At 72.8% G+C, this 12,612-nt stretch carries 8 protein-coding genes; 6 read left to right on the forward strand and 2 right to left on the reverse strand.

Annotation, left to right across the window (positions count from 1 at the left end; translation table 11 throughout):
• Positions 1 to 482 precede the first annotated feature (482 nt).
• Positions 483 to 1,298, forward strand: coding sequence for a hypothetical protein (locus ACFYY6_RS11980; protein ID WP_351523295.1), 816 nt, complete (start codon positions 483 to 485; stop codon positions 1,296 to 1,298).
• A 262-nt stretch (positions 1,299 to 1,560) separates the two neighbouring features.
• Positions 1,561 to 2,658, forward strand: a complete 1,098-nt coding sequence (locus ACFYY6_RS11985; protein ID WP_351523296.1) for a glycosyltransferase family 4 protein — start codon at positions 1,561 to 1,563, stop codon at positions 2,656 to 2,658.
• A gap of 25 nt (positions 2,659 to 2,683) precedes the next feature.
• On the opposite strand, the gene ACFYY6_RS11990 is transcribed toward ACFYY6_RS11985, so the two are convergent.
• Entirely contained in the window at positions 2,684 to 4,312 is a 1,629-nt protein-coding gene (locus tag ACFYY6_RS11990; RefSeq protein WP_351523298.1) for a PucR family transcriptional regulator, read from the reverse strand.
• Positions 4,313 to 4,430: 118 nt separating this feature from the next.
• On the reverse strand, positions 4,431 to 6,233 hold the full coding sequence (locus tag ACFYY6_RS11995; protein ID WP_386610167.1) for a glycoside hydrolase family 15 protein: 1,803 nt from the start codon (positions 6,231 to 6,233) through the stop codon (positions 4,431 to 4,433).
• 425 nt (positions 6,234 to 6,658) lie between these two features.
• Between ACFYY6_RS11995 and ACFYY6_RS12000 the strand changes: the two genes are divergently transcribed.
• From ACFYY6_RS12000 to ald, 4 genes are all read left to right on the forward strand, one after another.
• On the forward strand, positions 6,659 to 8,344 hold the full coding sequence (locus ACFYY6_RS12000) for a CTP synthase (RefSeq protein ID WP_389192910.1): 1,686 nt from the start codon (positions 6,659 to 6,661) through the stop codon (positions 8,342 to 8,344).
• An 89-nt stretch (positions 8,345 to 8,433) separates the two neighbouring features.
• Positions 8,434 to 9,060 (forward strand): NUDIX hydrolase, encoded by a 627-nt coding sequence (locus ACFYY6_RS12005; protein ID WP_351523302.1) that lies wholly within the window; start codon positions 8,434 to 8,436, stop codon positions 9,058 to 9,060.
• Positions 9,061 to 9,277: 217 nt separating this feature from the next.
• On the forward strand, positions 9,278 to 11,341 hold the full coding sequence (locus ACFYY6_RS12010) for a tetratricopeptide repeat protein (RefSeq protein ID WP_389192913.1): 2,064 nt from the start codon (positions 9,278 to 9,280) through the stop codon (positions 11,339 to 11,341).
• A 143-nt stretch (positions 11,342 to 11,484) separates the two neighbouring features.
• Positions 11,485 to 12,600 carry an alanine dehydrogenase gene (gene ald, locus ACFYY6_RS12015; protein ID WP_351523340.1) on the forward strand — a complete coding sequence of 372 codons (1,116 nt, stop codon included), beginning with the start codon at positions 11,485 to 11,487 and terminating at the stop codon, positions 12,598 to 12,600.
• The last annotated feature ends 12 nt before the right edge of the window (positions 12,601 to 12,612 follow it).

The raw sequence follows: 12,612 nt of genomic DNA on the forward strand, positions 1-12,612 counted from the left end.
CGGATGGGGTCTCCCCTGCTCGAACGAAGTCGAGAGCTTGGGGAAGGGCTACGTGGGCTTTCGGCCAACGCCGAAGGGGGTCCCCCCTGGCCCTTAAGGCCTTGGGGGAGTACGTGCCGGACGGTGCGACGGGGCAAACGTTGCCGGTCACGGCACTAGTGCCGCGACCGGAAGGGTTCACCGGCTCGCGAGGCCCGGCACGGTACCTCGCCGCGTTGTCGCATCACCCGAGTACGCACCGTACGAGGGCGGTCCTCCGCCTTACGACGCACCGCACCGGACGCCGCGAGCTTCCCGGCAAACCTTTCCGGCCACAGCACTAGCGGACGGACGTCGTCGCGGGCAGGCGTGGCGGCACGGCCGTCCGCGGACTTCACGCCGTGGTCGCCGGTGGGTCGGCCCGGCGCCGGCGGTCGTCCCGTCGTTGCCGTCGCAGGGCTCCGCCGGACGGACCCGGCGGGCCGCCCCGTAGTCTGGCCCGCATGCGAGCGGCCTTCGGCAGAACAGTGGTGTCCGGCGCCGTCGCGGCCGCGGTCGCCGCGGGTGCGTACCGCGCGTTGCGGTCCCGTCCGCGTGAGCGCTGGCGGCGCGTCAACCACGGGGGCCGGAGCGTCGATCTGTACGCGGGACCGGCCGTCGCGCTCGGCGCCGCGGCCGGGGCGGCCGTTCTGCCACTGCCCGCCCGTACCCGGTGCGCCGCGTCGCTCGCGGTGCTGGCGGCGGCGGGCTGCGGTGCGTACGACGACCTCGCCGGTGCCGGCGACCCGCGCCGGGGGTTCGGCGCCCACCTCGGTGCCCTGCGGGACGGCGAGGTGACCAGCGGTGCCGTCAAGCTGCTCGGGATCGGGGCGGCCGGGCTCGCGGCCGGCGCGCTGATGAAGGAACGCCCCGTCGACCGGCTCCTGGCCGGGGTGGTGATCGCCGCGACCGCGCATCTGGTCAATCTGGTGGACGTACGTCCCGCCGCTGCCGCCGTCACCGTGCTCGCGCTCGGGGCCCCGGGGCTGCCGGGAGGCGGCACCGCCGCAGCCCTCGCGGCAGCGCCGATGGGGGCGGCGGCGGCCCTCGTCGGGGACGACCTGGGCGAGCGCACCATGATCGGGGACACCGGGGCCCACGCCCTGGGCGCGGCGCTCGGTGTCGCCGTCGTCGCGGGGCGCGGCCGGGCCGGACTGCTCGTCCACGCGACGGGGCTCGTCGCCGCCGCCGGGTACGGGGAGCGGGTGAGCGGGCTCGTCCGGTCATTGTGGGACCGGGCGGCGTGGGGCCGGGCGGCAACGGACACCGGACGCGGCTGACTCCCGGTCCCGGAGCGCCGTGGTCCGGCGGCGCGGCAGAGGCCCCACCCGCCCGGGCGACGGCCCGCGGGCCACGGGCCTTCGGCCTGTCAGGTCGATGTGGCAACCTCGCGCCGTCATTTCACCCATGGGAGTGGTGCGTCGCGGTCGGTCGCCGGAGTACGCGCGGGACGTTGGCCTGACTGTGCCGGAACGTGCGTACGGACTGGCATCCTTGGCGATGCCCTTTTCGCCGACTCGGGAGCCCCGGGAGCCAACCAACGTGTCACAGCTGCGTACGGTCCACGTCCTGGGCGGCGGCAGCGCGGGCAGCAGCGCCCACGTCAGCTCGCTGGCAGCCGGACTGGTGGCGAGGGGCGTGCACGTCACCGTCTGTGCCCCGGCCGGACTCGACCGGTTCCACCACTTCGCCGGTACGGGCGCCTGCTTCGCTCCGGTGCCACGGCGCAGCGACCCCGCAGCCGTCGCCGCCCTGCGCACCGCCTGCGCGACGGCGGACGTGGTCCACGCGCACGGCCCGCACGCCGCCGTGCGCGCCGCTCTCGCGCTCGGCGGGCGCCGGATCCCGCTGGTCGTCACCTGGCACGCCCGCGCTCACGCCGAGGGCGCCCGGGCCCGGCTGCTCCGTCTCATGGAGCGAAGGGCCGCCCGGGCGGCGGCGGTTGTGCTCGGCACGACCTCGGAACTGGTCGACCGGGCACGGATGCGCGGAGCGCGCGATGCCCGGCTCTCCCCGGTCTCGGCCCCTGTAACACACCCGGACGACCGCATCGATCCGGCCAAGACGCGTGCCGAACTCGGTGCGGTAGGACGGTCATTGGTCTTCTCGTACGGGAGTCTCGTGCCGCACCACGGGTACGACCTGCTGTTCGACGCCGCTCGGGCCTGGCGCGATCCCGGCACCGCGCCCCTGCTGATCGTCGCGGGGGAGGGGCGGCAACGGCAGGCCCTGCAGCGCCGGATCAGGGACGAGGAGTTGCCGGTCCGGCTCATCGGCGAGCGCGAGGACATCGCGGAACTGCTCACCGCCGCCGACCTGGCGGTGCTGCCCAGCCGGTGGGAGGCGCGCTCGGTGCTGGCCCAGCAGGCGCTGCGGCTGGGCGTCCCCCTGGTCGCCACCGCCGTCGGGGGAGTGCCCGAACTCGTCGGGGACGGGGCGGAGCTCGTGCCGTACGGGAACGCGGAGGCGCTCGCGCGCACGGTGACCGGACTGCTCGGCGACCCGGAGCGGCGTGCGCGGCTGGTGGCCGCCGGGCGTTCCCAGGCCGCGAGTTGGCCCACGGAGGACGACACCATCGTCCAGGTGCTCAGCGTCTACGATGAGCTGACGCGCCCTCCGGTGATGCCGCGGGCGCGGTGAGCGGTCCGCCCGCCGCTCCCCGGCATCACCGCGGCGTGTGACGGCGGGCCCGGAGCGCCAGGCTCAGGGCCAGCACCGTCTGGGGGTCGTCCAGATCGGTGCCGAGCAACTCGCCGATGCGGGCCAGCCGGTTGTACAAGGTCTGGCGGTTCAGGTGCAGCTCGCGTGCCGTCTCCGCCTTGCGGCCCGCATGGGCCAGATACGTCTCCAGCGTCGGGAGCAGCGGGGGCCGCGAGGTCCGGTCGTGATCGCGCAGCGGACCGATCGCCCGTTCCACGAACGCCGCCAGATCGGGGTGGTCCCGCAGCCGCCACAGCAGCAGGTCGATGTCCAGTCGCCGGGCGTCGTACCAGGGCCGGTCGCCCAGACCCTGCGCCGCCGTCGCCGTCTCGGCGGCGTGCCGCAGCCCGGCACCGGCCGCCGCCCAGCCACCCGCGACACCCACCACCACGACCGGCGGCTGCGATCCGGCCCGTTCCAGACCGGCGCGTTCCACACCGGCCCGCAGCGCCGCCGCGACCCGGTCCGCGACCGCCGTGCGCTCCGACTCGGCCCGCAGCCCCAGCAGCACCGGAACCCGGCCCTCCACCGGCCGCACCCCGAGCAGCACCGGCACCCCCACCGACGAGAGCTCGTCCAGCACGGCCCGTGCCAGCAGCGCCCAGTTCCCGGACCCGGACAGCTCGGGCGCCAGCCGCATCACCACCGGCAGCAGCGGCGACGCACCCGGTTTGAAGCCGAGTACGCGGGCCTGCGCCGGTGCGTCCTCCGGCGCGATCCGGCCCTCCGAGAGATCCGTCAGGAAGTCGCCCCGGCCACGCGCGGCCAGCTCCTCCTCCTGACGTGCCTGCATCAGCACGACGGCGAGCAGCCCGGCCGCCCGTTCCGCCGCCATCCGGTGCACCGGCAGCAGCGGCCCCGACACGGCCGGCAGCACCAGCCCGGCCCGTACCGAACCGGTCCCCGGACCACCGCCCGGCACGTCCACCAGCACCGAGCCGACGGGCGGCGCCTCACGGGCCGCCCGGCCGCCGCGCAGGCCCTCCCACACCTGGAGCGGATCGGCGCTCACCGGGCCGGACCCGGGGCCCGCCGCGTACAGCAGCTGACCGTCCGCCGTCTCCAGGAAGACCGGGGTGGCCGCGAAGTCCGCCAGGATGCCCAGCACCTGCGGCACCCCGCCGCCGCCGAGCAGCGCCTGGGTGCACCGCCGGTGCACGTCCTCGGCCTGCCGCAGCAGCGCGTAGTGACCGTTGACGATCTCGGTGTGGATCTCCTCGGTCACCGTCACGAACGGCACCTCCCGGTGCAGTTGCACCAGCGGCAGACCGGCCGTGCGGGCGGCGTCGACGATGGAGGCGGGCAGTCGGCCGAAGCGCGGCCCGAGTTCCACCACCAGGGCGGCGATGCCCCGTTCGGCGAGCCTGCGGACGAAGGCCCGCTGTTCCGCGGGGCGGGTGCCGAGCCCCAGACCGGTGGTGAGCAGCAGCTCACCGCCCTTGAGCAGCGAGGCGATGTTCGGCACCTCGCCGGCGTGCACCCAGCGCACCGTGCGGTTCAGCCGGTCGGCGCCGGCCACCACCTCGGGGAGCCCGCTGCGCAGTCCCGGCAGTTCGAGCGCCCGCTGCACGGTGATTCCGCCCTGTGTCTCCACGGGGACTGCACCTTGCGTCTCCACTGGCTCCGTCCTCGCGTTTCCACTCGGGTCCTACGGGTGGTCGCCCCGGTCCGGGAAGATACCGGCCGGGGCGCCGAATCAGGCTGCCGGCCGCTCAGCCGACGTACGCCCCGCTCGCCGTCAGGCGCAGTGCGGTGTCGATCAGCGGCACATGGCTGAACGCCTGGGGGAAGTTGCCGACCTGTCGCTGGAGCCGGGGGTCCCACTCCTCGGCGAGCAGCCCCAGGTCGTTGCGCAGGGACAGCAGCCTCTCGAAGAGCTGGCGGGCCTCCTCGACCCGGCCGATCATCGCCAGGTCGTCCGCCAGCCAGAACGAGCAGGCCAGGAACGCGCCCTCGTCGCCCTCCAGGCCGTCCACTCCGGCATCCTCGCCGTGGGTGGGGTAGCGCAGCACGAAGCCGTCCTCCGTGGCCAGCTCGCGCTGGATCGCCTCGATCGTGCCGATCACGCGCTTGTCGTCCGGCGGCAGGAAGCCCATCTGCGGGATCAGCAGGAGGGAGGCGTCCAGCTCCTTCGAGCCGTAGGACTGCGTGAACGTGTTGCGTTCCTCGTCGTAGCCCCGCTCGCAGACGTCGCGGTGGATCTCGTCGCGCAGTTCGCGCAGCCGCTTCACCGGGCCCTCCGCGTCCCCGGACTCGATCAGCTTGATCGTGCGGTCGACGGCCACCCAGGCCATCACCTTGGAGTGGACGAAGTGGCGGCGCGGGCCGCGCACCTCCCAGATGCCCTCGTCCGGCTCGTCCCAGTGCTTCTCCAGGTACTCGATCAGCTTGAGCTGGAGCCCCATCGCGTAGTCGTTGCGGGTCAGCCCGGTCATGTGGGCGAGGTGCAGTGCCTCGATGACCTCGCCGTACACGTCCAGCTGGAGCTGGCCCGCCGCGCCGTTGCCGACCCGGACCGGAGCGGAGTTCTCGTAGCCGGGCAGCCAGTCCAGCTCGGCCTCGCCCAGCTCGCGCTCGCCCGCGATGCCGTACATGATCTGCAGGTTCTCCGGGTCGCCGGCGACCGCCCGCAGCAGCCACTCCCGCCAGGCGCGGGCCTCCTCGCGGTAGCCGGTGCGCAGCAGGGAGGACAGGGTGATCGCGGCGTCGCGCAGCCAGGTGTAGCGGTAGTCCCAGTTCCGGGAGCCGCCGATGTCCTCGGGCAACGAGGTGGTCGGGGCCGCGACGATGCCGCCGGTCGGCGCGTACGTCAGGGCCTTGAGGACGATCAGCGAGCGGACCACGGCCTCCCGGTAGGGCCCGTGGTACGTGCACTGCTCGACCCACTCGCGCCAGAACTCCTCGGTGGCCTCGAGCGAACCCTCCGGGTCCGGCAGGCCCGGCGGCTCGTGGTGCGAGGGCTGCCAGCTGATCGTGAACGCGATCCGGTCGCCCGGCGCGACCGTGAAGTCGGAGTACGTCGTCAGGTTCTCGCCGTAGGTGTCTGCCGAGGTGTCCAGCCAGACCGAGTCCGGGCCGGCGACGGCGACCGTACGGCCGTCGATCTTGTGCACCCAGGGCGTCACACGGCCGTAGCTGAACCGCATCCGCAGCTCGGAACGCATCGGCACCCGGCCGCTGACGCCCTCCACGATCCGGATCACCTGGGGGGCACCGTCACGCGGCGGCATGAAATCGGTCACCCTGACCGTTCCGCGCGGGGTGTCCCATTCCGATTCCAGGACGAGGGAGTCGCCCCGGTACCGGCGGCGGGCCGCGGACGGGGGCTGTTCCTCGTCCTCCCACGCCGGACCCAGGCGCCAGAAGCCATGCTCCTCGGTACCCAGTAGTCCCGCGAAAACGGCGTGAGAATCGAATCGGGGAAGGCACAGCCAGTCCACTGTGCCGTCCCGGCAGACCAGGGCGGCGGTCTGCATGTCTCCGATGAGTGCGTAATCCTCGATGCGCCCGGCCACGTGCGTCTCCAGTCGAACGGCCATGTCACCCCGTAGGGCATTACTGCGGGTCAGGAGGTCACCGCGAAGGGATTGTGGTGGGGGAAAAGATGTGGGGGAAAACCTGCGAACCCGATACCTCGCCCGCAGCGAGTGTCCGAGCAGGATACGACGCACCCGGGTGGTCCGCGCGACCGTCTTGACAACGGGTCCGTCCCGAACAGTGTGGCGTGGACGGCTTGCGATGATCTCGTGTGGTGAATGTGCGGGATATGGCCGGAAGCAGGCCCCCTTTGTCGCTGATACCCTGGTAGCCCGTGGACCGGTGGTCGTCGGCGACAGCAGACGCGGCCCCCGAACCGCAGCGACTGGCCCCGCCGGGACCCCTCCGGACGGCGAGGCCGGAACGCCCCTCAAGACCGCGACCACGGGAGCCCCCTTTGGCTATGCAGCCCACATCCACGACGACCAAGCACATCTTCGTCACCGGGGGTGTCGCCTCTTCCCTCGGCAAGGGTCTGACTGCCTCCAGCCTCGGCGCCCTGCTCAAGGCGCGCGGACTCCGGGTCACCATGCAGAAGCTCGACCCGTACCTGAACGTCGACCCGGGCACGATGAACCCCTTCCAGCACGGCGAGGTGTTCGTCACCAACGACGGCGCCGAGACCGACCTGGACATCGGCCACTACGAGCGCTTCCTGGACGTCGACCTCGACGGCTCGGCCAACGTCACCACCGGCCAGGTCTACTCGCAGGTGATCGCCAAGGAGCGGCGCGGCGAGTACCTCGGCGACACCGTGCAGGTCATCCCGCACATCACCAACGAGATCAAGCACCGCATCCGCCGCATGGCCACCGACGACGTCGACGTCGTGATCACCGAGGTCGGCGGCACGGTCGGCGACATCGAGTCGCTGCCGTTCCTGGAAACCGTCCGCCAGGTCCGCCACGAGGTCGGCCGGGACAACGTCTTCGTCGTGCACATCTCGCTGCTGCCCTACATCGGCCCGTCCGGTGAGCTGAAGACCAAGCCCACCCAGCACTCCGTCGCGGCGCTGCGCAACATCGGTATCCAGCCGGACGCCATCGTACTGCGCGCCGACCGCGACGTGCCGACCGCCATCAAGCGCAAGATCTCGCTGATGTGCGACGTCGACGAGGCCGCCGTGGTGGCCTGTGTGGACGCCAAGTCGATCTACGACATCCCGAAGGTGCTGCACACCGAGGGCCTGGACGCCTACGTCGTGCGCAAGCTCGACCTGCCGTTCCGCGACGTCGACTGGACCACCTGGGACGACCTGCTGGACCGTGTCCACAACCCCGACCACGAGGTCACCGTCGCGCTCGTCGGCAAGTACATCGACCTGCCCGACGCCTACCTCTCGGTCACCGAGGCCATCCGGGCCGGCGGCTTCGCCAACAAGGCCCGGGTCAAGGTCGAGTGGGTCGCCTCCGACGACTGCAAGACCCCGGCCGGTGCCGCCAAGCGGCTCTCCGACGTCGACGCGATCTGCGTGCCCGGCGGCTTCGGCGACCGCGGCGTCGACGGCAAGATCGGTGCCATCCGGTACGCCCGCGAGCACAAGGTGCCGCTGCTCGGTCTCTGCCTCGGCCTCCAGTGCGTCGTGATCGAGGCGGCGCGCAACCTCGCCGAGATCTCCGACGCCAACTCCACCGAGTTCGACCCCGCCACCGCGCACCCCGTCATCTCGACGATGGAGGAGCAGCTGGCCTACGTCGAGGGCGCCGGCGACCTGGGCGGCACCATGCGGCTCGGCCTGTACCCGGCGAAGCTCGCCGAGGGCTCGCTGGTCCGTGAGGCGTACGACGACGAACCGTACGTGGAGGAGCGCCACCGCCACCGTTACGAGGTCAACAACGCCTACCGCGCCGAACTGGAGAAGAAGGCCGGACTGGTCTTCTCCGGCACCTCCCCGGACAACAAGCTCGTCGAGTACGTCGAGTACCCGCGCGAGGTCCACCCCTACCTGGTCGCCACCCAGGCGCACCCGGAGCTCCGCTCCCGTCCGACCCGCCCGCACCCGCTCTTCGCCGGCCTGGTGAAGGCGGCCGTCGCGCGCAGGGTGGGCGCGCCGGCCGGTGGCGGGCAGGGCGCCGCCTCGGGCAAGTAGTCCGGCGGTACGCAGGTATTAACGTTGACCGGGGTACGGGTCCGACCAGGACGCGTGCCCCGGTTTTCGTTTTCTGCGGAAGGACGTAGATGGGTATCCAGGACACGCCCGAGGAATGGCAGGTCACCGCGACCGAGACGCCCTTCACCGGCAACAAGACCAGTGTCCGCACCGACGAGGTCGTGATGCCCGACGGCACGGTCGTGCGCCGTGACTACCAGGTCCACCCCGGCTCGGTCGCGGTGCTGGCCCTCGACGAGGAGGACCGGGTCCTGGTACTGCGGCAGTACCGCCACCCGGTGCGCCACAAGCTCTGGGAGATCCCGGCCGGACTGCTCGACGTCCCCGGCGAGAACCCGCTGCACGCCGCGCAGCGCGAGCTCTACGAGGAGGCGTACGCCAAGGCCGAGGACTGGCGGGTGCTGACCGACGTCTACACCACGCCGGGCGGCTGCGACGAGGCCGTACGGATCTTCCTCGCCCGGGGTCTCTCCGAGGCGGACGGGGAGCGTTTCGAGGTCTCCGAGGAGGAGGCCGACATGGAGCTGGCCAGGGTGCCGCTCCAGGAGCTGGTACGGGGCGTGCTCGCCGGGGAGCTGCACAACAACTGCCTCGTCGTGGGGGTCCTCTCGCTCGCGTCGGCGCTCGCGGGCGACGGGATCGACTCGCTGCGCCCGGCCGGGGCGCCGTGGCCGGCCCGCCCGTTCGAGAGCTGACGGCCCGTCGGTCCGGGCGGTCCGGGCGGTCCGGGCACCGCGGGCGGACCGGGTGGTACAGGCGGATCGGACCCTTCTGATCGGACAAGGCGATGATCCGAACGGGGGACCTCCGCGCCATGCTCCACACCGATCGTCCACACGTCTGAACTACGCTCGGAACGCCCTGACCGGACCCTCGGCGGGCGACGCGTGCGGCGGAAGTGGAGCGTGGCCCGTGACGGATCAGGCTGTGGACACCGGCAGCCCGGCCGAGACGGCGGGGAGCGAAGGGACGTCCGACGCCACGGCACCCCAATTCTTCGGTCGCGAACGCGAGTTGAAGCAGCTGCACGCCGACATCGAACACGTCGGACTGGACACCCTGGCCGGCCGTAAACCCGCCCGCGCCCGGGTCCTGCTGATCGCCGGACGCCCCGGCTCCGGACGCACCGCGCTCGCCGGGGAGCTGGCCCGCCGGCTGCTCGCCGACGACGACCGCCGCGACGGTCCGTTCCGGGCCCGGCTCACCGATCCGGGCGGCGCCCGCGTCCCCACCGAGCACACCGCGCGGGAACTGCTCGACCAGATGGGCGTGACCGGGCCGCCCGGCGCCGACGGCGACGAACTGTCCGGAATGGTCCGCGAGGCGCTCGCCGGACGCCGCGCACTGCTGCTCCTCGACGACGCCGCGGACGCCGAACAGGTCGACCCGCTGCTCCCCGACGACTCCGACTGCCTCGTCGTCGCCACCTCCGAGGGTCCGCTGACCGGCATCCCGGACGTCCGCCCCTGCACGCTCGGCGGCCTGGACGCGGCCTCCGCCGTCCGGCTGCTCGCCGGTCTCATCGGCGACGTGAGGATCACCGTCGACCCGCGCACCGCGGAGTCCCTCGCCGAGGAGTGCGGCGGGCTGCCGGCCGCACTGCTGATGGCGGGCGGCTGGCTCGCGGCCCACCCCATGGCCTCGGTCGCCGACCTCGCCCGACGGCTCCGCGAGCAGCCGGACGACTCCGAGCGGTCCATCGGTGCCCGCCCCCTGGCCCGGGCCCTGCGGCTGGTCCACGACTCTCTGCCGCCCGCCGCCGCCCGCACGCTGCGCCTGCTCGCCCTCGCCCCCGGCGGGACGGCCGACGTCCACAGCGCCTCCGCGCTCTCGGGCTGCTCCGTCCACACCGCCCGGACGACCCTCGACGGCCTCGTCGCCCTCGGGCTGCTGCGCAGCGACGGGACGGACCGGCCGCAGTACGAGGTGCCCGGCTGCCTCGAACCGCTGCTGTGGACCCTGCTGGAGGCCAGGGACCGGCCCGCGGAGGTCCAGCTCGCCCGGGCCCGGATGCTGGAGCGGACCGTACGGCTGCTGCAGTCCTGCCGGGCGGTCACCGAGCCCGAGGGCTCCCCGGCCCGACGGGGGCTCGCCGCGCTGCCGCGTTCCCTGCGCTTCCCCGGTCCCGACGAGGCCGCCGCCTGGCTGCGGAGCCGTCGGCCCGCCCTGCTGGCATCGGCCCGGCTCGCCGTGGCGGACGGCGGACTCGACACCCTGGCAAGGCGGTTGGTGTCGGCGCTGGTGCGGGCGCTGGCCGTGCACGAGGGCACCGAGGCCGCCGCACCCGACCTGTACGGACTGCACGGCCTGGTCCTGGCCGTCGCCGAGCGGCGGAACCTGCCGCGGGAGCGGGCCGCGGCGCTGCTCAACCTCGCCGACCTCGACGCGGGAACCGGCCGCACGCGGGAGGCGCTGGCCCGCTACCGGGCCGCGCTGGACGCCGGAAGGGCCGCGAAGGATCCGTACGCCACCGGCCGCGCGATGGAATCCGTGGGAGGTGCCTATGCCGAACTGGGGGACTACCAGCGGGCCGCCGACTGGTTCGGCCGGGCCCTGGCCCAGCGCCTCACCCGGGACGAGCGGGCCGACGAGGCGCGGTTGTACGGGCGGCTGGGCGCCGTCCACACCTATGCCGGGAGGTACGGAGAGGCCCTGCGGAACTGGCGGGCCGCCGCGGCCGGGTACCGCAGGCTCGGCGACGTACCGGCCCAGGCGCGGGCGCTGAGCGAGGCGGCCCGGGTGCAGGAGTACGCGGGCCGGCCGCGCGAATCGCTGCAGACCTGCCAGGAGGCCGTGCACTGGGCCGGGCGGGCCGGGGACGTACGGCTCCAGGCCGCGCTCCAGCTGCGGCTGGCCGACACGTTCGAGCGGCTCGGCGACCCGGCCGCGGCCCGGCTGCACCGGGGGCTGGCCGACAGTCTGCTGCGAGGCGAGGGTGCGGCCTACGAAATCCGTAGTGGGGTGACTGAAAATTAGTGCTTTGTAAGGCTAGACAGCGTGAAGTCCTTCATTAGACTGGCTGTACCGCGTGTGTTCGCGGTGTCTCCATTTACGCAGTGTCTATCCGGGTATGTGTAGCCATGTCCGGGTAACCCTCTGAGCCAAGGACCGTGATCGACGTGAAGGTCGGCATCCCCCGCGAAGTCAAGAACAACGAGTTCCGCGTGGCGATCACGCCCGCCGGTGTGCACGAGCTCGTCCGCAACGGCCACCAGGTCCTCGTCGAGCAGAACGCGGGCGCCGGCTCCTCCATCACGGACGAGGAGTACGTCGCCGCCGGGGCGCAGATCCTCCCCACCGCGGACGAGGTCTGGGCCGCCGCGGACCTGCTGCTCAAGGTCAAGGAGCCGATCGCGGAGGAGTACCACCGCCTCCGCAAGGACCAGACGCTCTTCACCTACCTGCACCTCGCCGCCTCCCGCGAGTGCACGGACGCGCTCCTGGAGTCGGGTACGACGTCCATAGCGTACGAGACCGTCGAGACCGCGAACCGCGCCCTGCCGCTGCTCGCCCCCATGTCCGAGGTGGCGGGCCGGCTGGCCCCGCAGGTGGGTGCCTACCACCTGATGCGCTCGGCCGGTGGCCGCGGCGTGCTGCCCGCGGGCGTCCCGGGCACGGCAGCCGGCAAGGCCGTCGTCATCGGCGGCGGTGTCTCCGGCTGGAACGCCACGCAGATCGCCGTCGGGCTGGGCTTCCACGTCACGCTGCTCGACAAGGACATCAACAAGCTGCGCGAGGCCGACAAGATCTTCGGCACCAAGGTGCAGACCGTCGTGTCCAACGCCTTCGAGCTGGAGAAGGCCGTCGTCGAGGCCGACCTCGTCATCGGTGCCGTGCTCATCCCGGGCGCCAAGGCCCCGAAGCTGGTCACCAACGAGCTCGTCGCCAAGATGAAGCCCGGAAGCGTACTTGTCGACATTGCGATCGACCAGGGCGGCTGCTTCGAGGACTCGCACCCGACAACGCACGCCGAGCCGACCTTCAAGGTCCACGAGTCGGTCTTCTACTGCGTCGCGAACATGCCGGGCGCGGTGCCGAACACCTCCACCTACGCCCTCACCAACGCCACGCTGCCGTACATCGTGGAGCTCGCCAACCGCGGCTGGGTCGAGGCCCTGCGCCGGGACGCCGCCCTCGCCAAGGGTCTCAACACCCATGACGGCAAGGTCGTCTACCGCGAGGTCGCCGAGGCGCACGGTCTGGAGCACGTCGAGCTGAGCACGCTCCTCGGCTGACGTTCCGCGCAG

Origin of the sequence: Streptomyces sp. NPDC001750 (genome assembly GCF_042892615.1) — a bacterium.
Lineage (GTDB): Bacteria > Actinomycetota > Actinomycetes > Streptomycetales > Streptomycetaceae > Streptomyces.

Bases quoted from the DNA above. Each gene is read 5' to 3' on its own strand.
- ACFYY6_RS11980 (WP_351523295.1), top strand. From the start codon at position 483: ATGCGAGCGGCCTTCGGCAGAACAGTGGTGTCCGGCGCCGTCGCGGCC.
- ACFYY6_RS12000 (WP_389192910.1), top strand. From the start codon at position 6,659: ATGCAGCCCACATCCACGACGACCAAGCACATCTTCGTCACCGGGGGT.
- ACFYY6_RS12005 (WP_351523302.1), top strand. From the start codon at position 8,434: ATGGGTATCCAGGACACGCCCGAGGAATGGCAGGTCACCGCGACCGAG.